The sequence below is a fragment of the bacterium genome, assembly GCA_024742285.1.
Lineage (GTDB): Bacteria > Myxococcota_A > UBA9160 > UBA9160 > UBA4427 > UBA4427.
Map to the genome: position 1 here is coordinate 179,183 of JANSYR010000007.1, position 24,827 is coordinate 204,009.

Genomic DNA, 24,827 nt, shown 5'->3' on the forward strand with positions numbered 1-24,827 from the left:
CTCATCGGAAAACCAGTCCGGACTCGCGTCGGATACCCGGCTCCTGGACGCCAGCGGCGCTCACGCCCACGCGGAGGGCGCGAGCGAGCCTCGTCGAGACCCCTCCGGGCCCTCGACGCAGGGGGAGCTCCGGCTTTCGGGGCCTCGATTCGGTAGTCTGTTCGACGGCAGGAAGATGCTTCCAGAGTCGGGGGGACCGAGCGGTATGGCCAGGCAGACGTACGCAGAGAACGGGTTCGATGCGCCGGAACAGCGAACGAAGTCCGGGGCGACGGATCGGTCGTTCCGTAGGCGATCGGCGTCCATGTCCAGGTCCACGGGCGTCGTCGCGGCGCTCCTCGTCCTGGCGATCGCCTCGCCCGCCCACGCCTACCTCGACCCGGGCACGGGCTCCACGATCCTCCAGCTGCTGCTCGGCGGTGTGGCCGGCGCGATGGTGGTGCTCAACCTCTACTGGGCTCGCGTGAAGGCGTTCTTCGGAATTTCTTCCGACTCCTCGGCCAGCGAGGCCAGCCCGGAGAGCTCCGAGACGCCCGAACCGAGATGACCCGATCCGACGAAGGTCGCGTGCCGGGATCCTTTCGGGATCCTTCGGGTCGAGTCCATCTCGTGGACGGTCGCGTCTTCCGGACCGTGACCGACCGGGCAATCGAGGACTTCGAGTTCGTCCGCGACTCCGGCTTCTACGACGACATGGTCCGGGCCGGTCGAGTGATCGCCGCGACACCGGTCGATCGCGAGACCCACGACCGCGTCGACCCCGAAGCCAGCGTCGTCGTCGAGCACCCTCGCCTCCCGGTCGTCTCGTATCCCTACGAGTGGACGTTCGCGCAGCTGAAGGTCGCCGCCCTCCTGCACCTCGATCTCCAGATCGAGGGCCTGGCCCGCGATGTGATGCTCTCCGACGCGACGGCCTACAACGTCCAGTTCATCGGCGCCGAACCGATCTTCATCGACACGCTCTCCTTTCGCCGATACCAGGAGGGTGAGTACTGGGCGGGCCATCGCCAGTTCACCGAGCAGTTCCTGGCGCCCCTCCTGCTTCGCTCGATGTTCGGGATCGCGCACAACAGCTGGTATCGCGGGCGCCTGGAGGGCATCCCCGGCGCGGACCTCGTCGCGATGCTCTCTTTCCGCCAGAAGCTCTCCTTCCGCGTGCTGACCCACCTGGTCCTCCCCGCTCGCTTCGACCGTTCGGCGAGGTCGAGCGGCCTCGAGGTCGACAAGCAGAGCCTCGAGCGCGCCACCCTGCCCCGCGCCGCGCTCGAGCGGATGTTCGCGAAGCTCCGGTCCTGGATCGAAACCCTCGAGCCCAAGGATGCGGACGAGACCACGGTCTGGAAGGACTACGCCGGCCAGACGAGCTACGTCGAAGAAGAGACCCAGCGCAAGCGGGACATCATCGAGGGCTTCGTCCGGGAGTTCTCGCCGAAGATGGTCTGGGACCTCGGCTGCAACAGCGGCGACTACTCGGAGCTCGCGCTCGAGAGCGGTGCCGAGCACGTCGTCGGCTGGGATTTCGACGACGGCGCGCTCGCAGCCGCATTCGACCGGAGCCGCACGAAGAAGCTCGCCTTCACGTCGCTCTACTTCGACGCGGCCAACCCGGCGCCGAATCAGGGATGGGCCGAGAGCGAACGCGAGGGGATGCGAGACCGAGGCCCCGCGGACGCGGTCTTCGCCCTCGCCTTCGTCCACCACCTCGCGATCGCGAAGAACGTGCCTCTCGACGACGTCGCCGCCTGGCTGACCTCCGTCGGCCGGAGCGGCGTCGTGGAGTTCGTCGACAAGGACGACCCGATGGTGAAGAAGCTCCTCGTAATGCGCGAGGACATCTTCGACGACTACTCGCTCGAGGCCTTCCTGGACGCGCTCGGCGCGCGCGCCGAGATCGTCCGCGTCGAGGCGTTGTCCACGCGCCACCTGATCACGTTCCGTACGAAAGACGGAGCGGCATGACCGAGCCGAGCCCCGGGTCCGAGAATCCCGAGAGCCCATCCGGATCCTCCGACCTGCTCGGCCGCACGATCCTCTGCTTCCTGATCCTCTGGATCCCCGTCTACTCTCTCGCCTCCATCCACGGCGACGTCTTCTCGCCGCTCCCGATCGTCTACTCCGCCGTCGTCTTCGCGGTTCCCGCGGTTCTCTGCGCCGCAGCGCTGGGCGGGATCGAGCGCCGCCGTCGCGCCGTCCTGCTGGGCGTGCTGGTCGCCTTCTTCCTCGACCTCCAGATGCCCGGAATCGGCAGTCTCGTTCTGGTTGCCGTCGCGGTCGGCCTGGGCGCCCTTTTCTGGGTCATGCGCGAGAACGTGCTGCGGATCCTGCTGGCGACCTTCGCCACGGTGCTCGCGTCGATGGTGCTCTTCCCGGGCACGAGCGCGGTCCCCGCGTCCGACCGAGCCGACGACGTCGCGACGTCCGAAGCGACCGCCGTCGGCCAAGGGCTCTACCTCCACCTCTTGCTGGACGAGTTCGCAGGCCCCTCCGGAATGCCGATGGACTTCGAGGCGACGGCGGCCCAGCGCGAACGGCTGGTCGGGTTCATGGACCGGTACGGGTTCAGCGTCGCCGAGGGATCCCGAGCGACCTACTACTCGTCGGTCGACTCGATCTCCGACGTCCTGAACTTCGGGACGCTCGACCCGGAGAACCCGATCTACAGCGGCAAGCACCCCTACGTCCTCGAGCAGAACGCCTACTTCGAGCGCCTGGGAGGCGCGCGGGGCGCGCTTCGTGTCGTCCAGTCCGACTACATGGACTTCTGCACGCATGCCCCGGTCGAGCTCGCCGTCTGCCGCACCTACCGACACGACGGCATGGGGTGGCTCGACGGAGATGCGTGGGACGCGAGCTCGAAGACCCGGATCCTGCTCGGCATCTACGGCAATCGGCAGGGTTGGATCGAATTCGTGATGAAGCGCGTGCGGCGCACGCACCGGGCCCTCGCGAACGCAGGCCTCGAACTGCCGACGATCCTCGCCTGGAACGGGACCCTGGCGCCCCTGAACGGCATGGAGGCCCTCGAGCAGCTCGAGCGCGACGTGCTCTCCGGACCCGCCGACGCGACCTGGTTCGCCCATCTGCTCGTGCCCCACTCGCCCTACGTCTTCGACGCGAGCTGCGAGATCCGCCGCGATCCCTACCGGTGGCTGTCGAACCACCCGCGCTATCTGAAGAGCAACGACGAGGCCGGGCGAGCGATCCGGTACGCGCAGTACGCGGAGCAGATGGCCTGCACCCTCGACCGGCTGGCGGACTTCTTCGACGCCCTCGACCGCGCGGGGCGGCTCGAGAACGCGACGATCCTCGTCCAGGGGGATCACGGTTCGCGCATCTCGCTCCTCCCGCTCAGGGACGTGGACCGCGAGGACGAGACCGGGCCCCACGTCCGAGACGTCTACGACGCGATCTTCGCGATCCGGAGCCCGCTCACGCGAGACCTGCCCCTCGACGCGAAGGAGTCGCTGCCGAGCCTGCTCGACGGCTCGAGTCTCTCCGTGCTCACGCCGGGCTCGGACGACGCCCCCGGGCGCGTGGCGGGCACCGACGCGCCGTAGCACCGGGCGCGCATGGAAGTCTTCGACGCGCCCAGCCCCCAGGCGCCCGACGAGCGCCTAGGATCGCGGCTCGACCCAGATCGCCGACGTCCACGCCCGCTCCTGCTGGATCGGCGAATAGAAGGGCTCCGCTTCCGGGTCGAGGCAGCACTTCCCGTAGACGTCCCCCTGCGCGCCCCGCTCATGGGCGGCCGCCGTCGCCGCCTCGGCCTGCACGGCACAGGACGCCGCGAACGGATTCACGCCGGCCGCCTGACACTGGAGGGTGCTCCAGCGGCAGGTCGGATTCTCGAGCACACGCACGTAGTAGAACGCGGAGTCCGAGGCGTTCCAGTCCGGGTCGGTCCATACGTCGCAGAGGCTCGACGCCCCTGAACCCGTCGGCGCACAGGTCTGCGGATCGACCGAGGCGCCGTTGTCCGCTTCTCCCGCAACGTCGTAGACGCGCTCCCGGCTCGATCCGTCGGCTCCGACCCAGCCCTTCACGATCTGGATGCGCTGGAGGTCGGTGCCCGGATGTCCCGGCGCCCCGGGATCCTTGAGCGCGCTCACGAGGAAGCGCGGTGATGCATCGGTGGCCTCGACCTCGAGCCGCCCGCCCATCGGAACGCCCTCGGAGTAGGCTCGAGCGACCATGTCCGGCGCGCCGCAGAGATCTTCCGAGAGCGCTGCCCCCGCGAAGAAGCGGACGATCGGCCGCGTCCCGCTCGTGGCGTAGGTCTCCTTGCGACGCATCCCGTCGAAGATCGCGTCCCGGCTGTTCTCCTCGGCCCAGACCACCGCGTGCCCGCCCGGGTTCGAGAAGAAGTGGTCCTGGACGTTCCGGTAGCCCGCGTCCCGACGTCCGAGATGACCCACGTAGTTGTCCTCTTCGGCACTCCCGGGCGTCGCGCTGTGGGTGTCGGTGCTGCCGATGAAGCCGAAGACGAAGGGGTTGGTCCCGGAATCTCGGCCGAGCTCGAGCCCCGCCTTGAGCGCGTTTCGCGCCATGTTGCGCGGATGGAACTCGTCGAGGGGAACGGGGGCCGCCTGCTCGGTCATGACTTCACCGTGGACCGAACCGAGCATGCTCAGGTTGTCCGCGACGACCTGCTCGTAGGTGCAGAGCTCGTCCTCGGTCAGGAGGCCGCGTCCCTCGAGGCGATCGAAGCGACACTCGGAGGCGCCCTTGTGCTGGGTCAGCTCGATCACGGGCTCGAACTTGATCCGATCGGTCGCTTCGCGCGGGGTCTGCGGATCGCGGAACATGAGCCCCGCGGCGAGGTTCGGGTTGTGCGGGATGGCGAGCACGTCGCAGCCGATCCCGGCGTCGAGACAGCGCTCCTGCAGCAGCTCCCAGAGGATCGGGAAGTTGTAGGGGCCGGTGTCGTAGGTCGAGACGGGACTCGCCGGGACGCTGGCGTTCCGGAAGATGACGTTGCGGTGCATGTTCGCCGCGTTCGGCGCGTCGGTGTACTCGTAGCCGACGAAAGTCGTGAAGGCGCAGTCCTCGGACCGGTCGTAGTGGGTCTCCGCCGCCGCCTGGATCCGATCCCATGCGCTCGTCGCCGCCTCGTCGCAGTCGGAGAGGGTGCAGGCGAAGCTCTGGCTGACCTCCTCGGTCTGGATCCCGCCCAGGGTCGTCCACCAGTTCGCCGCCAGCAGCTGCGTCCAGTAGTGATTCGAGCGGGTCATCACGCAATGGGGCCACCAGTAGCCGAGACGCCACGGGTCCCGGGTGCAGACGTCGATCGGACCGAGATACTCGGAGTGGTCGGTGATCCCCGCGAAGTCGAGGGGGCGCTGGAGCTGGGCCCGAACCGTCTGCTCGCCGTCCTCGTTCGGCAGCGTGATCGGCTCGCCCCTGGCGAAGCGATAGGCGTCGTCGGGCTCGTTCCGCTGACTCGAGATGTAGGAATCGAAGGAGTAGGCGGTGTGGACGTGGAGATCGCCGAACATCGGCTTGCGAAGCGGATCGTGGTCGGCGCAGGGCGCGCGCTCCTCGGAGTAGCGCCGCTCGGCGTCCGCGCCAGCCGACGCCTCGTTCTGCGCAGACGTCGGGAAGGACGGGACGAGGAGCGCAGCGACGAACGTCAGGAAGAACGGAATGCGAAGCGCGTGGGTCGACATACCCGAGAGTCTATGGGCAGTACGCGGCGCGAGCACCCTCGAATCGATCGGCCTTTCGGCCTCGGCTACGACGCTGGCGAGTACCAGATCGGCGACGTCCAGGCGCGCTCCTGGATCGTCGTCGGCACCCGAGGATCACTGCAGCCGTCGGGGCGCTCGTCCTCGGGCAGCGTGAGGCAGAGCCTCGCCGACCAGCGACAGCTGGGATTCTCGAGCACCCGCGCGTAGTAGACCGCCGCGCGCCCGGCATCGAAGTCGGGATCGCGCCACACCGAGCAGAGCGCCGTGGCGCCCTGCCCTCGTGGCGCGCACGTCGCCGGGTCCACGCCTGCGGACGGATCCGGACCACCGGCGACGTCGACCACGGACTGATGGAACTCGCCCTCGTCGCCCACCCAACCCTTGACGATCTGGATCCGTTGGAGCGAGGTCCCGGGACGCTCGGGCGTCCCCGGGTCCTGCATGGCCGACAGGAAGAAGGCCGGCCCCCGGTCGCCCCGGAGAGGAGGAAGATCTCCCCCCATCGCGACGCCCATCGCGTCGGCGCGTGCCAAGCCGTCGGGCGCCGCGCATAGATCCTCCGGCAGATCCCAGCCCGCGAACAAGCGCGGCGCGATTCGCGGCCCGCTCGTCGCGAAGGTCTCCCGCCGCTTCATCGCGTCGAAGAGTGCATCGCGACTGTTCTCCTCCGCCCACACGCCCGCGAGGCCACCGGGATTCTGGAAGATCCGCGGCCTCACGGCCTCGCCGATCGTGAGCATCGACTGCGCGTCCGACGGCGGGAACTTGCCGACGAAGTCGGACTCCTCCGTCGCGCCCGGCGTACCGCGGTGGGTATCCGTACTGCCGATGAAGCCGAAGGCAAAGGGGTTCACGCCGATCCGTGCCTGCTCGGCGAGCCCTTCGACGAGTGCATACCGCACGAAGTCCACCCGCGAGGTACAGCCTCTGGCCTTCTGCGCGCCCTCGCCGACGCCGTCACCGCAATCCTCCGCCGGCTCGTTCCAATCGCGGATCTTCTCGAAGCCGCAGAACTCGTCCTCGCCCCCGAGCACGCCCGCGAAGCCGTTTCGACACTCGGACTCGCCCTTCACCTGCATCATCTCGACGATCGGTTCGAGCCGCGCTCGGAGCGCGGCGGCCTCGCGTTGCTCTCCCCGGGGCAGCTCGAGCCAGGGCAGCGCGAACTGATGACCGTTCGAGAGGTTCGGGTTGTGCGGGATCGCGATCGCTTCGCAGCCGGTATCCGTGTCGAGGCAGAGATCGCGGAGACGCTCCCGGAGAAGCGCCTCGTTCGGGGTGTCGATCCAGGACAGCGGGAGCTCCGGGCCGATCTCGTTCCGGAGCACGATGTTTCGGTGGATCTTCGTGCTGGCGGTCGAGCGACTGTACTCCCAGGCGTGGAAGGTCGTGAAGGAGCAGGCCGCGCTTCGGTCGTAGTGGCGCTCCGCCGACCGCTGATTCTCGGCCCAGACCGTGCCGAGCCGCGCGCGACAGCGGGAAAGGTCCTCGCCGCAGACCTCGCGATTTCGCCCGTCGAGGTCGACGACGCCGAGCACCTTCGCGCGAAACCCCTTCAGGCCGAGGACCGTCGCCAGGAGCGTGCTCTCTTCGGATCGGTAGATCCGACACGAGCGCGTGTCGTAGACCGCCGAAGCGGGATCCAGACACAGCGCGGTCTCCGCCATCCACTCCGCGTGGTCCGTCACCGCCGCGAAGTCCAGCGGACGATCGAGTCGCGCGAGGCGCTCGGCACGCCCCTGCTCGTCGAAAGGAGCGAGCGCGACCTCCTCGCCCTTCGCGAAGCGGTAGGCGTCGTCCGGCGTGGTTCTCGTGCCGTGCAGCTGGGCGTCCATCGACACCCCCGTGTGTACGTGCAGATCCCCGTAGAAGGGGCGCCGAAGGGGATCCCGATCCGCACAGGGCTCGCGGGGCGCGATCGTCTGGCTGCGAGCCGGGCCGATCGGCGTCTCCCAGTCCTCGAGCCCGGGGTCGAAGCCGCAGCCCGCCGAGAAGACGGCCGACAGCGCGATGGAGCACAGCGTGCGCCTCATGACGTTGGGATTCCTTTCGGAGGTCGCGGGCCTCTACCGGAAGAGTACGACCGGCGCATAGCGCGGCAGCGTTCCGATCTGGAGACCTCGTGTCGCCGCGATCTTCTCGCGCAGGAACGCGAGCATCGTGTCGCCGCCCGCCGACAGGAAGGCGGCGGCCTTGACCTCACCGGTGAAGGGACCCTCGATCGGACCCGTCAGGCTGTCGTAGTGGATGGGGATGATGCGCTTCGCGCCGATCGACTCGACGGTCTCGCGCCAATAGCGCTCTCGGTAGTCCGCGGTCTGGGTCTCGAGACCACCGACGCCGAGGAAGACGGTCTCCGCGGGAAAGTCGCGGAGGCCTCCCTCGATGAAGCCGGCGCTCGCCTGGATCAGGAAGCGTCCCTTCGGATGGACGACGTGGATCGCGTAGGGCTGGCCCACCTTGTAGTCGAAGACCCCGACCGGCGGCACGAGCGGCGCGTCGATCCTCGGATCCGCGAGGGCGCGCTCGCGAACGGCGGGATCCGGGAATTCGAAATGCCGCGTATGGATGAGCGTGATCGTGAACGCGCCGAACCGAACCGGCTCACCGTCCTCGGCCACCCGGATCCGAGACTCTTCGAGGCCCCAGCCTCGCCCGATGTTCGCGGTCGACTCCGAGCCGAGCAACAGCGCGCCGGTCCGCCTGGCGACCTCGGGTGCGTCCATCGCATGATCGAAATGGGAGTGGACCGGGATCACGACCGCGAGACGCTCGACCGCGTTCCGCTCGAGGCCGCGCGCGATCGCCTCGACGTCGGGCTCGATCGTGCCGCCGAGCATGGGCAGCGCACCGACGCGCGTGAACCACCCGTCGACCATCCAGCTCGTCTCGCCGTCGGAGAAGAGCAGCGTAGACGTCCCGGTGAATCGTACGCTGACGGCGCCGGGCGGGACGACGTCGACCGAGGGGAGCTCCCAGGCCGGGTCGACCGGCAGGTCCTCGTAGGTGTTGAGCAGGTAGGTGCCGGTCGCGACCAGGCCCACCACGACCACACCGGCGATCGCGAACAGGGTGCGGAAAAGCATGGACAAGACGGTAGGCGGGACCCTGCGACGCGTCGAACGACCGGGAGACCCGAGGAATCCCCAGGAACGTGGCGTCACGCCCTCAGCGCTTGCCCGTCCACTGCACCTGGATCCCACCGTTCATCTGAAAGGCGAGATCGTCCGCTCGGGTCGCGAACGCGACTGCGCCCGTTCCCAGCGAGGATTGAGAGCCGAAGGCCGGATCGTCCGGGAAGAAGACCGCACGCCCCTGGAGATACATGCTCCAGCGGAACGGACCCGATTCGTAGACGTCGGCCGCGATCGCGAGCGACGGACTGATCCCGTGGTAGAGCTCGGCATCCCCGACCGAATTGGCCGATTCGATGAGGTCGTCGAGAGAGATACCCGAGTTCGTCCGCGTGAAATCGCCGACGGTCTGGATGGACATCCCGTAGTACTCGACCGCAGGCCGAAGGCGAATCGCGGTGTCGAGCGCCGGAATCGGAACCTCGAACTCGATGCCGAAGCCCAGACTCCACATCGCGTCGATGGTCACCTGGTTCCGGATCCGAAGACCGCACGACTCGATCCGCGAGAACGGATTCACGGTCGGGTTGCCGGCCTGGGGCGAAGTATCGGCACAGAGCGCCGCGAACTCCGCCTGCACGAAAGCCGAGTCGTCCGGGTTGGTGAGCTGGTTTATGCCGGGGGCGTAGCGGTTGATGAGCTCCGCGTCGATCCGCTCGGCGATCAGCTCCTCGGCGAGCGGAATGTGCACGCCGCCCGAGAGGAAGAGCCGCGGCTTCGACGGCACGTCCAGCTGCAGTGGGGTGTAGAGCTTGCCTTCGAGGGAGAGCGCGACCGAGATGTACGAGTCGCCGGTCTCTTGCGGAAAATCCGTATCCGTCGTCGACGTATCACCACCGAGCGATTGCGTATAGGCCCCGAAACCGAACGAGAGAGCCGGGCTCCACCCGAACTCCTCCCGGCCGGATTCGTCCTCGGCCGGATCGGCGGGCTCGTCCGCCGATCGCCCGCGATCCCCGACGACGCCGGGCGTCGACGTGTCGTCCGCGGCGAAAGCGACGCTCGAGAACAGGACCGCAGCGGCGGCGAAGAGCACCATCGAGAATTGCCGTAAGCTCATCCCTGCGGTCCCTCCTGCGCGCCCTGACCGGGAGAGGTCGGAACCGAAGGCACCACGTTCTCCCTCCCGCGGCGCTTCACACGAACGGCTTTCTGCGCCAAGCGAGTCCGGTAGTTGGAAGCGATCTCCTCGGAGACGCCGTGCTCTTCGATGTAGGCATCGACGGCGCCGGGATCGACCTGGCCCCACCGCACGAAGGCCGTGGCCAGCACCCGGGAACGATGCGGTTCCATGGCGTGTTCGCGAACGAGATCCGCCGCTTCGACGAAGCGCAGGCTCTCGAGAAGGTGGTTGGCGAGGGGGACCACGCCCAGTCGCTGGATGATCGGGTCGCCGAGGTTCGCGCGGATCCAGGCTTCGCCCGCTTCGCGGTCGGCGTCACGGGCCAGCCAGCCGACCATGATCTCGCGGATCAGCGCGTCCCGAACGCCCGTCTCCGGCCGCTCCCGCAGCCAGCCGATCGCGTCGCGGGGCTTCGAGGCGCCCCGGGCCTGGACGGCCTGCGGCATGGCCTCGATCGCCTTCTCCGGATTCTCGGCTTCGATCTTCTCGTACCACTGGGCCGCGCGATCGTAGTCCTGGCCCGCGACGAAGAGGAGCCCACGCTTCATCGTGGAAATCTTGAGATTGCCGCCGGCATCCCAAGGGATCGAGTCGAGCCACTCCCGGGTCGTGTCGAGCCCGTGGACCCGATTGATCTCGATCATCACCTCGGTGATCCAGAGCTCGCGATCGCCGTCCTCCTCGGCGTCCACCAGCATGTCCGTCAGCTGGTCCCAGTCCTTCGCGACGCCGAGTCCCTGCAGAACGGCGAGATACATGAACTTGGTCGGAGACCGGAGGGTTCCGGCGGAGCCTTCGTAGCGGGGATCGACGAACGCGCGCGCCTCCTCGCCCCCGCCGTTGATCGCCCACTGGAAAACCGCCTCGAGGATCGCCTGGTTCTTGGAGCGCGGATACGGCCACGCCAGGATCCCCGACACGGCGGCCTGCGGATCGATCTTCGACCAGCGATTCGCGAAGAGTCGTGCTTCGTGCGGATCGACCCGCCCGACGTTCTCCACGTAGGCGTCGGCGGCCCCCTGGAGGTTCGACTCGTCGATCGAGTCCATCAGCTGGACCATCCGTCGGTGCCGGTCGAGGGTGTCGGTGATGCGCAGCATCTTGCCGACCTCGACCCGCATCTGCTCTGCGTCGAGCTCGAGCGGAGCGGCGCCGTCCGGACCCGGCGCGTCACATCCGAGGAATCCACCCGCCGTCAGACAGAGCAGGGTCAGCTCGGTGATCCGGCGTCGGGCCAGACGCCATCCGGACCGCCGCGCGGACCCGAATCCCACGACCGACATCGCGAGCATCAGAAATTCACCTTCATCGTGAGGCTGTACGTCCGCGGATCGCCGATCGCGTGAAGCACGGAGCCGCGGAGCCGCGAGAGGTTGAACACGTCGAGGGTATAGGCCTGGTTGGTCAGGTTCTCGATCCGGCCGGAGAACTCGAAGGTCTCGTCGGGGCTCTTGTAGGTGATGCCCAGATTGAACAGCCAGAGCGCGTCCTGGCTCGCGAGGTCGACGTTCCCGGGACCGAAGTACACCTTGTCCTTGAACGACCAGTCGACGCGCGGCACGATGATTCCCCAGTCCCCGCCGAACGGCCACGCAACGAAGCCGATGAACGAGAACTCCGGGGAGTTGACCAGCTGGTTCCCCGTGAAGTCGGTGATCTGGACCTGGGTCGTCGGGAGCGGATCACCGGGCACGTTCACGATCTGGGTCACGACGAAGTCGGTGTACTTGCTGTCGAGCCACGCGAAGGTGCCGCGGATCCAGATCCCCTCGAAGATGGGGGGCGCCCAGCCTTCGAAGGGCTTGACGTCGACCTCCATCTCGAAGCCGAGGATGTCGGCGTCGCCCGCGTTGATCAGCTCCTGGACCGGGACCGTGCCGCCGTTGTTCCGGAGCTGGAAGACCTGGAGATCCTGGTAGTCGTAGTAGAACAACGCCCAGTTCCAGAGGATCCGGTTGCTCCAGAACTCGCCCTTCAGACCGATCTCGACGGAGTCGATGATCTCGGGGTTGACGGGCGTCGCGAGCTCCGAGCTGGCGTCCTCCCGGTTGCTCGCGTTCGTGATGCCGCCGTTGATCGCCGGTCCCTTCCAGCCACGCGCGTAGCGGAGATAGAAGTTCACGTCCGCCGCGGGACTCCAGGTCGCGATCACGTCACCGGCCCAGCCGAATTCCTTGGCGGCCGCGTTGGCCCGGCCGGGCGACCGGATGACCCCGTTGTCCTCGACCGGCGGGCAGCGATTCGATCCGTCCGGGAGGGGGCCGACGATGAACTGGCAGCTCTGGACGAGGAGGTTGAGCTCCTTCTCCTCGTAATTGAAGCGCGCGCCACCCTTGATCGAGAAGGTCTCCGCCGGCTCCCACTCGAGCTTGTACCAGGCCGAGCCGTAGCGGGTGAATTGGGTGTAGGTCTGGTTCAGCTCGGGCAGGTTCTGGTTGATCTGGAAGCGCGTCGAGCAGCTGCGCCCGAGGACGAGGACATCGCCGCCACCCGGCGCTCCGCTCGGCACCCGCGATCCACCGTTGCCCGCGTAGCCACCACAACCGATCGACAGCGTCTCATAGAGGAACATGCCGCCGAGCTGCCACGCCCAGCCCTCCCCCGCGTCCCAGTCGACACGAATCTCCTGGGTCAGCTGGTAGGACTTGTTGTTCAGGTTCGGCTCGAGGCTCGCGTAGGGACTCCCGTCGAGGTTCAGTTTCGTACTTCGCTTGTTCCACTCGTATCCCGTGATCGAGATGAGCTCGAAGTCGCCGAAGGTCATCTGCCCCGTCAGGCTGGCGCCGAAGAGATCGATCTTCTCCTTCTCGACGGAGTTGTAGTCCCCCTCGAACGGGTTGCCCTGGAAGGGGCTGGTGATCGGCACGAACGCGCCGAGGTTCGACGTGAAGAGCCGATTGTCGGCGTCGAAGTACTGGTCCGCGTCACCGTCGAAGGAGGGGGTGGGCTCGTCCTGCGAGAAGTTCTGGTTCGTCGCCACCAGCTGGAACTGGCGCGCATCACCGCGATTCTGCCCGCCGTGCAGATTCAGCTGCCAGTCCATGTCCAGGAACTCGTGCTGGAAGCGGATGATCGTTCGCGCGCCCCAGTTCCGGGTGTCGTTCACCCACTCCTTCACGCCGCCCGCCTGGCCGACGGTGAAGTTCGGGGCCGGCGGCGACTGCGCGGGATCGATGTTATTGGCGTTGTAACACTCTCGATGCACGGACTGGATGAGGGCGCGATTCTGCTGCACTGGATTGAGCAGGTTGCGAATGCGGCCGCCGATCGGGTTCGCGTAGTCCTGATCCGCGCAGCGATTCTTCGTCGTCCCGTCGCGCTGGTTCCAGCGTGCCGCCGTTCTCATCGACAGCATGTCCGGAATGATCACGTTCTCGACGGCCGCCTCGAAGCTGAGCTCATTGAAGCGTCCGTAGGTGACCGACGCCGTCACGCCCGGGGTGCCGGTCGGCTTGCGCGCGATCGTACGGATCGTTCCCGCGGAGGCGTTTCGGCCGTAGGTCGTCGTCTGCGGACCGCGCAGCACGTCGATGTTCTCGACGTCGAAGAGCTGGGCCAGCTGCGCCGCCGCGGAGTTGATGAAGATCTCGTCGTTGTACACCGCGACGGAAGAAGAGGAGTTCGCGTTGAAGTCGCGAATACCGACACCGCGGATGAAGAGCGTCGGGTTCGACGCGGCGAAGGGCGTTCGGATCTCGAGGTTCGGCGTGAACTGAGCGACGTCGGAGATGTCGCTGGCGCCGATCGCCTCGAGGTAGTCCGAGTCGAACGCGATCGCGGAGACTTCCTGTCCCTGGAAGAGGCTGCTGGCCCCCGTCCCGACGACGACCATCTCCTCGATCCCGGCGAAGGGGTCGTCCTCGGCTTGTGCGCGCGCCTGACCCGACGCACCCATCGCCAGCAGGAAGACCGCGAAGATCCGCACGAGGTGCCCGAGGTGCTCGAGGTGCCCAAGGCGAACGACGGGTGACCCCGGCCGCATCGCGCAACGCGCCACCTCGACTGATGACGCGAATCGAGAGCATGATTCGACGGTGGTGACGGGCGCGTTCACCAATGGGGGGGACCTCCGAGGGTTCCTGTGTATCACTCTTCGATCGAGTAGCCTAGCGCGCGAAGCTGGCGAAGCGACATCTCGTCCAGCTCGATCTCAGGAGCGCCGCCCTCCCAGGCGGGCGGCAGGGCCAGGTAGTCCTCGGCCGCAGAGCGGAGCCTTTTTAATACATCCGGTTCGTCCGCCGCAATGTTCCGCATTTCTCGGGGGTCTGACTTCACGTCATAAAGACGGTCGAAATCGGGGTTGTTCACGTCGTGGATCAGACGTCGGGTGCCTTCGGTGACGGCGACGATCGGGTCGGGGTCTTGCCCCGTCCGGCCCCACGTCCGGTCGAGGTGCGCGTAGTCGCGAGCCGGGAAATCCGGCGTGTAGTCGCCGAGGATCCAGTTCGCGCGCGACTTGCCGTCCATCTCCGGTGCGTCCTCGAGCCCGAGCAGCTCGTAGAGGGTCGGAAAGATGTCGACGTTCTCGGTCGGGAGTTCGATGACGAGCCCCGGATCCAGTCGGAACGGGAAGCCGATGATGAAGGGTGTGTGCGTGACCTCGTTGTGAACGTCCCGCGCGTGACCTTCGAGGCCATGTTCGCCGAAGGCTTCTCCGTGATCGGAAGCCACGACGATCAACGTCCGGTCCGCCATGTCGAGTCGGTAGAGCTCCGCGACGATCTCGCCGATCTGCTGATCCTCCCAGAGAATCGAATTGTCGTAGCCATCGGAGAGCGACGTTCCGAAGATCGCCGTCTCCTCGGTCGAGATGTACTGGTGAACGTCCATCAGGTGGACGTAGAGGAAGAAGCGACGTTCCTGGTTCGTTCGCAGGAACTCCTTGGCCGAGAACACGGCGTCGATGTCGGTTCCGTCGATTCGGCCCGCGATCGGCTTCCGGCGCATCGCGCTGGGCGCCTGCTTCGGACGAGGCGCCATGTAGATGTCGAAGCCCTGCCGGAACCCGAAGTTCGGTGCGACCCAACCGTTCCGCCAGATACCCGCCGAGTAGAAGCCGTTGTCGGTGAAGACCTCCGCCGGCATGCGGGCTTCTTCGTGGACCGCGTCGCGATGGGTCAAGACGTCTGCCCGCTGCGGGTAGAAACCGGTCCAGAGCGAAGCCATCGAAGCCTTCGTCCAGCTCGACTGCGCGCGGTGCCGGGCGAAGCGGAGACCCGTCCCCGCGATGTAGTCGAGAACGGGTGAGGTCGCCCGCTCGTAGCCGTAGCTGCCGAGGCGGTCGGCGCGAAGCGTGTCCACGAGGATGAAGAGGACGTTCAGGTCGGAGCGATCAGGGAACGAAGCGGCGTCCTGGAGCGTACCGACCGGGCGATCGTCGAAAGAGAGATCCCCTTCGGAAGGTGCGTCGACCTCGCTGCACGCCCAGAGGAACGGTGCGAGACAGACGAGCCCCCACAGACCATGCGGCCGAAACCGAACCCACGCCCCTTCGACTGCCCCCAGCTGCGCGCTCACCCCTTCTCCTCCTCGCGCCCGAGCGAGTCGAGCAGTGCGCGCGCGGCCTCGCGCTCCGTGAGCGCCTCCGACTCGAGCGCCCGTTCGAGCTGTCCCCGAGCCTCGCCGTCCCGCCCGAGCTGATCGAGCGCCCTGGCCATCGCAACGCGCGCGTCCGCACTCGGATGATGGAGGGCCACGGCACGCTCGAGTTGAACGAGCGCGCTCTCCGGATCGCCGCGCTCGAGCTCGATCAGACCCCGTTCGTAGAAGGCGCGTCCGCCGGAGAACCGGTGGTAGCGCGTCGCACGCCGGGCGAGCATGTGGACCTCGTCACTCGACCGGTCTCCCCGTCGCTTCGCGATGTCGATCAACGTCATCGCCGCTCGACCGTGCCACGGGTGCGGAATCAGGATCGCCTCGAGGCGCGCCTCGGCCTCGTCGAGGCGATCGGCCTCGAAGAGCGCTTCGGCGGCCGCGAACGCGGGGCGGGGATCGCGCTGCTCGAGGTCGGCCGCGCGATCGAGTACGCCGATCGCCTCGTCCAGGCGTTCCGCCTCGAGCAGAACCAGACCGTACTCGGTCAAGGCGACGGCATGCAGCGGGTTGATCTCGACCGCCCTGCCCAACGACTCGATCGACGCCTCGATCTCGCCGCGTTGGGCCGCGAGTCGACCGCGCAGCAGCGCCGCTTCGAAGGAGCCCGGATGGTCGGCTTCGAACCGTTCCAGACGAGCGATCGCCGCGTCCTCGTCGGGGGTCCCGCGCGCCAGCGCGATCCAGGCCCAGAAGGCCTCGACGTGACTGGGCTCGAAGAGCGCGTCGACTTCCTCGAGGTAGGCCCGGGCCTCCTCGTTGCCCGCAAGCAGCGAGAGGTCACCCGCGTGATCGGCATGGGCCAACCCGGCCCACTCGAGGTTCCCGACGAGCTCGTCCCGAACGCTCTTTGCGTACTCGTGGAAGCCGCCGGCCGCGGCGGCGCGAGCGAGCAGTCGGAGCGCGAAGGGCTCGTGCCCTGCCCGCGCGATCAAGAAGCTGATCGAGTCGATCGCCCAGTTGACTCGCCCTTCGGCCACCAACATCTGACCGAGCACGAGCCCGGCGTCGGTCGCGTGCGGATCGGATCGCAGCGCGTCCTGATAGAGATCGAGGGCGAGCTCGAACTCGCCGACCTCGACGGCGGCCCGGCCCGCCAGGTAGCGAGCGGCGGGGTTCGACGCGAAGGTGCGGAAGGCTTCGAGAAAGGCGTCGAGTGCCTCACGAGGCTGGCCCTGCTCGAGCTTCATCCGCGCGCGGATCAGTGCCGCCATCGACGGCTCGTCTTCGTCGAGGGAAGAAGCGATCCGCTCGGCGCGATCGAACTCGCCCGTCCGGACGTAGACATCGGCGATCCCGAAGCGGCTGTCGGGGTTCATGCGTCCCCACTCGAGTCCCGGATCGTCCGCCGGCTGGCCCATCGCCGCCTCGATCGCGGCATCGAGCGCCTCGACCGTTCCCGGCAGGTCGCGCCGCGCGAGCCACAGATTCGCGAGGGCGAGCCACGAATTCATGTGGCCGTCCGCGTCGACCCCCGCCTGCAGGACGGCCTCGGCCTCGTCGAGCTGCCCGAGTCGACCGAGCCGCGCCGCATACCCCTGGCGCAGGATCTGACGCTTGGGATACGCCTCGACGAGCGCGGCGAGCATCCGAGTCGCTTCGTCGGAGCGCCCGGTCGCATCGAGGAGCTCCTCGCGCGCGAAGGCCAGATTCGGGTCCGCCGGGAACGCCTCCTGGCACTCGTCCAGCCACTGCTCCGCGGCCTCCATCTCGCCCCGGGACTTCTCGAACCGGGACGCCGTCGCGCAGTGGACGGTGCGCGAGTCCTGCGACGCGCCCGTGCGCTCGAGGATCGTCGCGATCTCCCGAATCCGCTCTCGCGCTCCGTCCCAGTCCTCGATCTGGATCAGCGTGTTGAGGAGCCGCTCGAGGATCGCCGCGTGCTCGGGGGTTTCGGCAGCGAGGATCTCGAGATCGTCGACGGCCCGCTCGTAGTCGAGCGACACCTCGTACGCCTTCGCGCGAAGGTCCCGCAGCAGCAGGTCCTCGGAGTCGACCTCCTCGAGGTAGCGCGTCGTGTAGTCGACCGCGGTCAGCTCGTCGCCCCCGGCGACGAGTGCCTGCGCGTACATCCGGGGGACTCCCGGCGGGGCATCGTCCCTTTCCGATGCGCGCTGCAGCGGCCAGACCGCGAGGCTCCAGCGCTGGGAACCCATCAGCGCCCGACCGTAGAGGACCAGCGCCTGGGTCGTCGGGTTGGGCACGGAGACGTGTGGGCGAAGAGCCTCGGTCGCCTCTTCGAACTTCTGATCCCGAATCAGGTCGCGGGCTTCGTCGATCGACAGCACGACGATCCGGGGGTCCGGCCCGAGGGGAGCCTCGTCGGCCGAGTCGCAGCCTGGGAGCGTCAGAGCCGCGCAGAACGCAGCGAGGAGCACAGCCCGCGGGGGAATCCTGTACGAGAGGGGCAGGAGAGACAAGTGACGTGCAGTCCCGTCCAGGGCGCCCATCCGGAACCACTTTTTTATAGACAACGAAGAACGGCCCCTCATAGAATGGCCGCAATGTACCGGGGCCGGCACGGCAGTGTCGATACCCGCGTGACGAACAGCGAGTCGGGGGCCACCTACTCCTACCTGTGTAGGTTTCCTCCCGGAAAGTCTCCGACACGAAAGAGCGAATGAGGGCCGGGCCCCGCGGGTACTCCGCGTCTCGGCGAGGAGCCCAGGTCCTGCTGCGTCACGCAGGCATCGGTCGAAAGCAGTCGAGCGGGGATAACGTGGACGGAATGCTCAACGTCTGAGCACATCGAAGCTGAGATCCCACCGGCACCCAACATCAATGGAGATTCAGAAAGATGCGTAGATTCTTGAACATCGCCCTTCTGAGCGTGCTCTCGGTCTTAGTGGCCGGTCCGAGCTTCGCCCAGGCTGTGGCGTTCAGCGGCAAGCTCCAGATCGGCTTCGGTGATCAGGACAACGCCACCGGCTTCCGCAGCAACAACGCAGTTCCGATCTGCGCCGGCCAGGGTCCCCTGGTCAACCCCGGAACGGTTGGTACCACGCTCGGTACGCTCCTCATGAACGGAACCGCGACCGCGGCGCCGGGCGTCGGCGGAACGGTCACGTTCCAGGGCGTCCAGGCCGGTGCGGGCGGCGCCCAGCAGAAGGTCCAGTCGACCTGTAACGTCGCGATTCCCGGCTTCGCCAACCCGCGACTCCGCTCCCGCACGCAGATCGGTGCGGCGCAGTACCCGGGTCGGAAGGGTGCCTTCACGACGATGCTCTCGACGGCCACCGTCCCGACCGTCGCGCCCACGTACATGCTGTCCGCCGCGGGCGGTAACGAGCAGGCGACGACGGGTGGGGGCGCCTACGAGGCGTCGATCCCGTTCTTCGGCCTCGGCCAGGGCGTCCAGCGGGTCAACCCCGGCGCGGCGCGCTTCGGCGGCGCGATGCCCTTCTCGGGCGGCGGCGCGGTTCAGCTCGGCGTCAACTTCCAGACGCTGGTGCCCGGTGGTACCTCGATGGAGATCCTCGAGCCCGGCGACTACGGCCTCGTGCTCTACGCGAACGGCCTGCTGCCGACGAGCCCGCAGATCTTCGGTACCGACGCGACGGGTGTGAACATCATCAACCCCGTCACGGGCACGATCTACACGCCCAGCTTCACCTACACGGCGGGGATCGTGAACGGTCGCCAGGACAACCAGTACGCGGCGCGGACCCCGGGTGGAACGACCAAGGACCAGCAGGGTGCGGTCCGGACCGTCCTCGGTGGCAACACCGTCACGCCGGCTCCCGGCGGGCCCGCCACGCAGATCGTCTCCCCGGTCGCCTTCACGGGCGTCTTCGGCGAGTGGACGACGGGCATGGTGACGCACACGGACATGGTCGGTGACTTCACCACGATCCGAATGGCGACCGGCTTCGACCGTGTCCCCGCGACGACCGGCACCGCCGATGATGCGCGCGCCGCGAACGCGGGCGCCACGCGCCGGCTGCAGGTCGTCTCGCCCTGGGCGGCGACGATCCGACCGGTCGGTCCCTTCGGCCTCCCGGTCCCGAACCTCGGGTTCGGTGGTATCGCGTCGATGCAGGTCGACATCATCCCGGCCCCGGAGCCCGGCACGATTGCGATGCTCGGTTTCGGTGCGCTCGGTCTGGTGGGCCTCTCGGCCTCGCGACGCCGCAACGGCTGATCTGATCTCCTGAGTCTTCGGGCCGACCCCGGATGGGGTCGGCCCGAGACGAAGGGAATCACGCCGGGTCCTACCGGATCCGACGACCGAACGAAAAGGGCCGGCGAACCTTCGGGTTCGCCGGCCCTTTCTGTTTACGTCATGCAGTCGCCAGTGCCGTGCTCGCCGCCTCGTTCGACGGTCGAGCGGCCGGCGATCAGCGCCCGGCGAGATCCTCGCCGACCGGGCGCCCGAAGACGTACCAGGCGGGCTCGCTCACGTAGCGGTCCCAGCTCTCCTCGAAGTACGCCGGCTCCTGGGACACCGGCAGCACCACGAGATCCAGCACGCTCTGGAGGGGCAGCGCCACGAAGGTGCCGAGCGCCAGCCTCGCAGTCCCGAGCGGCCGCAGCACGAGGACATCGACCGTCCCGTTCCACAAAGTGCTCGCCGTCTCGAGGAGCGATTCCTCATCTGCGACCGCGGGCGAGGCGGCCATCGCGATCGCCGTCGCCAGGGCGGCGGCCAGGTGTCGGGGGCGCGTCATGGGGATTCCACCTTCTTTCTTCTTTCGCGGCCGCGCGAACGCGCCCGCGGAAGCGACCCGCATCATACCCCATTCACGGCTCGGAATGGCGCGAACGCCAGTCCGCTCCCGACCGTTTCGCGGGCTGCCTGACCCCAGCCGCACGGGGCTATCGTCGAGGTTCCCGTTCGTCGCCCGATGCGCGCGGGAAGAACGCACGGGAGAGCGCGTGAGCGAGATCGGCCTCTACGAAGCGATGAGCACCCTTCGTGCCGTCAGAAGACTTCGACCCGACCCGGTCCCCGAGGACGTCCTGCGTCGGGTGATCGAAGCCGCCAGCTGGGCGCCCACCGGCGGCAACGTCCAGCCCTTCCGGATCCTGGTCGTGCGCGATCGCGAGAAGCTGAGGCGACTGGGTGAGCTCTACGATGGACGGTGGCGCCCCTATATAAAGGAAAGACGAGCGGCGATGGAGGGCGCCTCTGCGAGCGTCCTCGAGAAGAACGAGAAGATGTTCGACGCCGGAACCTACCTGGCCGACCACTTCCACGAGATGCCCGCTCTCCTCGTCTTCTGCTTCAACCCGAAGAACATGGCGATCACCGACGCCAAGCTCGATCGCATCTCCGTCGTCGGTGGCGGGTCCGTCTACACGGCGGTCCAGAACGCCCTCCTCGCCTGCCGGGCGGAGGGCCTCGGCTGCGTCCTGACCACCCTGCTCTGCCTGGACGAGGTCGAGATCAAGCCGCTGCTCGGGATCCCGGATCCCTGGGGCACCGCCGCCGCGATCCCGATCGGCTACCCGGTCCGTGGCGGACACGGTCCGATCGCGCGGCGCAGTCCGGCGAAGCTCGCGTTCGCGGACACCTGGGGCGAACCGCTCTTCGGGGATACTGCATCGTGAGCGCCGCCCCCGGATCCGATCTCCGCGCCGCGGCCCGCGCCGTGGCCCCCGAGCTCCGCCGCCGCGCCGACGAGGTGGAGGCCGCGCGACGCCTCCCCGACGACCTCTCGAAGCGACTCGCCGCCGAGGGCTTCTATCGCATGTACGCCCCCGTCGCGTACGGCGGCCTCGAGACGCCGCCGGCAATCGCGATGGAGACCGTCGAGACCCTGGCGACCGCCGACGGCGCACCGGCCTGGGTCACGTTCATCGCGATCACCAGCACGACCGCCCTGTCGATCCTCCCGGAAGCCACCTGCCGCCAGATCTTCGCCCATCCCGACACGACGATGGCCGGCGTCTTCGCCCCGCGCGGGCGCGCCGTCGTCGTCGACGGCGGCTTCCAGGTCGAGGGCCAGTGGCCCTGGGGCAGCGGCACCCAGAACGCGGACTGGATCCTCGCCGGCTGCCAGGTCGTGCGCGACGGCGAGGTCGAGACCCATGCGAACGGGGCACCGCGCTCGCGCATGATGGTCGTCCCCCGCGCCGACGTCGAGTTCGTCGACACCTGGTACGTCTCCGGCCTCGCCGGAACCGGCAGCACCGATTTCGCCATCCGCGACCGCTTCGTGCCCGAGACCCACGCGGCCGGCCTCGGGATCGACGCGCCCCTGGACCGCCCCCTCTACCGCTTCCCCCAGTTCGGCCTGCTCGCCATGGGCATCGCCGCCGTCGCCCTCGGCCTCGGCCGCGCCGCGATCGACGAGCTGATCGACGTCGCGGGCGGCAAGGTGCCCGACGCGAGTCGCCGGCCGCTGGCCGCGCGCGCGAACGCCCAGTCCGACGTGGCCCGCGCGGAGGCCACGCTCCGATCGGCGCGCGCCTTCTACTACGAGACCATCGAGAAGGCCTGGGAAGAAGCGCTCGAAGGACGGATCTCCCTCGAGAGCAAGCGGGACATCCGGCTCGCGACGACCCACGCCACCCACGCGTCCGCCGAGGCCGTCGATCGGATGTACCACCTCGCCGGCGGGACGAGCGTCTACCGGAGGTCGCCGCTCCAGCGCATCTTCCGGGACGTCCACGTCGCGACCCAGCACATGATGGTCGGCCCGGCGACCCTCGAGCTGACGGGTCGCCTCCTGCTCGGTCTCGAGACCAGCGAGGTCGGACTGTGAGCGACGCGAAGACGGACGCGGTCGCTCCGCTGCGCGTCGGCACGAACGCGAACAACGAGATGACCACGGGACCGACCGATGCGCGACGGGCGCTCCTCGAACGCGTCCGGGCCGCCGGGATCGACCACCTCTTCACCGCGGACCACGTGAGCTTCCATACCGGCATCGGCATGGACGGCATGATCCAGGCCGCGACGCTGGCCGCGAGCGTCCCCGACCTCGCCGTCCACATCGGCGTCTACCTGCTGGCGCTTCGCCATCCGGTCCCGGTCGCGCGGCAGATCGCGCAGATCGCCGAGTCCGCGCCGGGCCGACTCCATCTCGGAATCGGCGTCGGCGGCGAGGACCGGCACGAGGTCGAGATCTGCGGCGTCGACCCGAAGACCCGCGGCCGACGCACCGATGCGTCCCTCGAAGCGCTCCGCGGACTGCTCTCCGGAGAGCCGACCCGCCACGCAGACGAGTTCTTCGCCTTCGAGGACGCCCGGATCGTTCCGGCGCCGGATCCGGCGGTCCCGATCGTGATCGGGGGACGGGTCGATGCCGCGGTCCGGCGCGCGGCGCTGCTCGGCGATGGCTGGCTGGGCGTCTGGTGCTCGGCCCGTCGCTTCGGCGCCGTCGTCGCGGAGATCGACGATCTCGCGTCGGAGCGGAAGTGGCCCCGCCCTGCCGCCTGGGACCACGGGCTCCAGATCTGGGTCGGCCTCGACGCGGACCGTACCGCCGCTCGCGAGCGGCTCGCGAAGGAGATGCAGGCCTTCTACCGGATCCCCTTCGATCCCTTCGAGAAGTACAGCCCCTACGGCACGCCCGAGGAAGTCGCCCACTTCCTCGCTCCCTACGCGGAAGCGGGCTGCCGGCACTTCAACGTGATGCCCATCGCCCCGAACGTCGAAGCCGCCCTCGACGGCGTCGCCGAGATCCGCGAACGCCTCCGCGGCAGCTACGCCTAGCACGCAAGTCGTCAGTTCACGCGGCGGGCACGGTCCTTCCAATAGGGCTCGCGCAGCTCGGTCTTCAGAATCTTGCCGGAGGGGTTGCGCGGCAACGCCTCGAGCCGGTCCACCGACGTCGGACACTTGTAGTGCGCGAGTCGCTCGCGGCACCACGCGACGAGATCGTCGTCGCTCGCGCCGCCCCCCGGTCCGTCGACGACGATCGCCTTGACCGTCTCGCCCCACTTGTCCGACGGCACGCCGATCACCGCCGCGTCCGCGACCGCGTCGTGGGCCATGAGCACGTTCTCGATCTCCGCCGGATAGACGTTCTCCCCGCCCGACACGATCATGTCCTTCACGCGATCGTGGATGTAGAGGTAGCCCTCGCGCATGTAGCCCGCGTCGCCGGTCCGGAACCAGCCGATCCCGCCGGCGTCGCGGCCTTCCGGATAGACCTCGGCGGTCGCCTCGTCGTTTCGCCAGTAGCCCTTCATGTTCTGGGCGGTCGAGCACCAGATCTCGCCGACCTCCCCGTCCGGGAGATCCTTGCCGGTCTCCTGATCGACGATCCGGATCTTCACGTCGCCCCAGGGCTTGCCCGCCGCCCGCAGCAGATGCGCCCTGGGACCGCCGGGATCGTGATCCTCCGGCTGGAGCGTCGTGATTCCTCCGGTCGTCTCCGTCAGGCCGTAGACCTGGATGAAGCCACAGCCGAAGACGTTCATCGATCGGACGAGCACCTCCTCGGAGATCGGGGAGGCGCCGTAGACGATCGCCCGGAAGGAGCTGAAGTCGGTCTCCTCGACGCCCGGGAAGCCGGAGAGGATCTGCAGGACCGCCGGGACGAAGAGGCTGTTCGTGACGCGGTGGGTCTCGATCAGCCGCAGGACCTCGGTCGGATCGAGCTCGTAGACGAGGACCTGCTCGGCGCCCTGCACGAAGCCGCCGACGCCCCAGCCGCTGCCCGCGATGTGGAAGAGCGGCATCGCCACGAGCACGACGCTGTCGGCATCGATCTTCCAGTCGGTCGCGCCCTGGTAGAGGGCGGTCATGAGATTGCGGTGCGTGAGCTCGACGCCCTTCGGAAGACCCGTCGTGCCGGAGGTGTAGAGCTGGTAGCAGACGTCTTCGGCGGTACAGCCGAGCGCCGGATCCTCGGCGGCGTGTCCGGCGATCCAGTCTTCGTAGGCAGTGTGGTCACCGGCATCGCCCGTCATCACGACCACCCGCTCCACGCTCTCGAGGTTCATCTGGGCGAGGTGTCCGAGGAACTCCGAACCGATGAACAGGACCTTCGCCTGCGCGTGGTTCAGGATGTACTCCATCTCCGGCGCAGCGAGGCGCCAGTTCACCGCCAGGGTGACGCCGTTGATCATCGCGGCGCCGAAGAGCAGGGTGAAGTACTCCGGGACGTTGCGGTCGAGGAACGCCACCCGCTCCTGGGGTGCGACGCCGGCGGCGAGGAGCGCGTTCGCGACGCGGGCGGACTCGGCGTGGAGGTCGGCGTAGGTCCAGACGCGATCGCCGGCGCGGAGGGCGACCCGGTCCGGGCGCTCGGCGGCGTGCTGTCGGAGGGCGAGGTCGAGGGTCTCGAGCGGCACAGGCGAGCCTCCTTCTGGAGCGCGATCGCGAACGTCCGTTCCATC

The 24,827-nt window shown here is 68.2% G+C and carries 17 protein-coding genes; 7 read left to right on the forward strand and 10 right to left on the reverse strand.

What is annotated here, in order from left to right; all coding sequences use genetic code 11:
- The first annotated feature begins 304 nt into the window (after positions 1 to 304).
- From NXI30_14625 to NXI30_14635, 3 genes are all read left to right on the forward strand, one after another.
- Positions 305 to 547 carry a hypothetical protein gene (locus NXI30_14625; GenBank protein MCR9095453.1) on the forward strand — a complete coding sequence of 81 codons (243 nt, stop codon included), beginning with the start codon at positions 305 to 307 and terminating at the stop codon, positions 545 to 547.
- A gap of 62 nt (positions 548 to 609) precedes the next feature.
- The gene (locus NXI30_14630) at positions 610 to 1,959 is read left to right on the forward strand and encodes a class I SAM-dependent methyltransferase (protein ID MCR9095454.1); all 1,350 of its coding nucleotides are present in this window, start codon (positions 610 to 612) and stop codon (positions 1,957 to 1,959) included.
- Positions 1,956 to 3,557: a hypothetical protein gene (locus NXI30_14635; GenBank protein ID MCR9095455.1), complete on the forward strand. Its 1,602-nt coding sequence runs from the start codon at positions 1,956 to 1,958 to the stop codon at positions 3,555 to 3,557. Before NXI30_14630 ends, NXI30_14635 begins: the two co-directional genes overlap by 4 nt.
- A 57-nt stretch (positions 3,558 to 3,614) precedes the next feature.
- Here the strand turns inward: NXI30_14635 and NXI30_14640 are convergent, their stop codons facing one another.
- The 8 genes from NXI30_14640 to NXI30_14675 form a co-directional block, all read right to left on the reverse strand.
- The gene (locus NXI30_14640; GenBank protein MCR9095456.1) at positions 3,615 to 5,666 is read right to left on the reverse strand and encodes a DUF3604 domain-containing protein; all 2,052 of its coding nucleotides are present in this window, start codon (positions 5,664 to 5,666) and stop codon (positions 3,615 to 3,617) included.
- A 65-nt stretch (positions 5,667 to 5,731) separates the two neighbouring features.
- Complete coding sequence (locus NXI30_14645) at positions 5,732 to 7,720, reverse strand: DUF3604 domain-containing protein (GenBank protein ID MCR9095457.1); 1,989 nt, start codon at positions 7,718 to 7,720, stop codon at positions 5,732 to 5,734.
- 33 nt (positions 7,721 to 7,753) lie between these two features.
- Positions 7,754 to 8,773 carry an MBL fold metallo-hydrolase gene (locus tag NXI30_14650; GenBank protein MCR9095458.1) on the reverse strand — a complete coding sequence of 340 codons (1,020 nt, stop codon included), beginning with the start codon at positions 8,771 to 8,773 and terminating at the stop codon, positions 7,754 to 7,756.
- A gap of 82 nt (positions 8,774 to 8,855) precedes the next feature.
- Positions 8,856 to 9,881: a hypothetical protein gene (locus NXI30_14655; protein ID MCR9095459.1), complete on the reverse strand. Its 1,026-nt coding sequence runs from the start codon at positions 9,879 to 9,881 to the stop codon at positions 8,856 to 8,858.
- A complete protein-coding gene (locus NXI30_14660) occupies positions 9,878 to 11,227 on the reverse strand; it encodes a hypothetical protein (protein ID MCR9095460.1) in 1,350 nt (449 codons plus the stop codon). Before NXI30_14660 ends, NXI30_14655 begins: the two co-directional genes overlap by 4 nt.
- Positions 11,228 to 11,235: 8 nt before the next feature.
- Entirely contained in the window at positions 11,236 to 13,926 is a 2,691-nt protein-coding gene (locus NXI30_14665) for a TonB-dependent receptor (GenBank protein ID MCR9095461.1), read from the reverse strand.
- A gap of 104 nt (positions 13,927 to 14,030) precedes the next feature.
- On the reverse strand, positions 14,031 to 15,461 hold the full coding sequence (locus tag NXI30_14670; GenBank protein MCR9095462.1) for a sulfatase-like hydrolase/transferase: 1,431 nt from the start codon (positions 15,459 to 15,461) through the stop codon (positions 14,031 to 14,033).
- On the reverse strand, positions 15,458 to 17,824 hold the full coding sequence (locus NXI30_14675; protein MCR9095463.1) for a tetratricopeptide repeat protein: 2,367 nt from the start codon (positions 17,822 to 17,824) through the stop codon (positions 15,458 to 15,460). Before NXI30_14675 ends, NXI30_14670 begins: the two co-directional genes overlap by 4 nt.
- 509 nt (positions 17,825 to 18,333) lie before the next feature.
- Here NXI30_14675 and NXI30_14680 point away from each other — a divergent pair.
- Positions 18,334 to 19,677, forward strand: coding sequence for a PEP-CTERM sorting domain-containing protein (locus NXI30_14680; protein MCR9095464.1), 1,344 nt, complete (start codon positions 18,334 to 18,336; stop codon positions 19,675 to 19,677).
- A 196-nt stretch (positions 19,678 to 19,873) separates the two neighbouring features.
- On the opposite strand, the gene NXI30_14685 is transcribed toward NXI30_14680, so the two are convergent.
- Positions 19,874 to 20,203: a hypothetical protein gene (locus tag NXI30_14685; GenBank protein MCR9095465.1), complete on the reverse strand. Its 330-nt coding sequence runs from the start codon at positions 20,201 to 20,203 to the stop codon at positions 19,874 to 19,876.
- A gap of 208 nt (positions 20,204 to 20,411) precedes the next feature.
- On the opposite strand from NXI30_14685, the gene NXI30_14690 reads away from it, so the two are divergent.
- From NXI30_14690 to NXI30_14700, 3 genes are read left to right on the forward strand one after another with little or no spacing between them, the layout of a single operon-like run.
- Positions 20,412 to 21,086 carry a nitroreductase family protein gene (locus NXI30_14690; GenBank protein ID MCR9095466.1) on the forward strand — a complete coding sequence of 225 codons (675 nt, stop codon included), beginning with the start codon at positions 20,412 to 20,414 and terminating at the stop codon, positions 21,084 to 21,086.
- Positions 21,083 to 22,243 carry an acyl-CoA dehydrogenase family protein gene (locus tag NXI30_14695; protein ID MCR9095467.1) on the forward strand — a complete coding sequence of 387 codons (1,161 nt, stop codon included), beginning with the start codon at positions 21,083 to 21,085 and terminating at the stop codon, positions 22,241 to 22,243. Before NXI30_14690 ends, NXI30_14695 begins: the two co-directional genes overlap by 4 nt.
- A complete protein-coding gene (locus NXI30_14700) occupies positions 22,240 to 23,196 on the forward strand; it encodes an LLM class flavin-dependent oxidoreductase (protein ID MCR9095468.1) in 957 nt (318 codons plus the stop codon). Before NXI30_14695 ends, NXI30_14700 begins: the two co-directional genes overlap by 4 nt.
- Before the next feature lie 11 nt (positions 23,197 to 23,207).
- Here the strand turns inward: NXI30_14700 and NXI30_14705 are convergent, their stop codons facing one another.
- On the reverse strand, positions 23,208 to 24,782 hold the full coding sequence (locus tag NXI30_14705) for a long-chain-fatty-acid--CoA ligase (GenBank protein ID MCR9095469.1): 1,575 nt from the start codon (positions 24,780 to 24,782) through the stop codon (positions 23,208 to 23,210).
- Positions 24,783 to 24,827 lie beyond the last annotated feature (45 nt).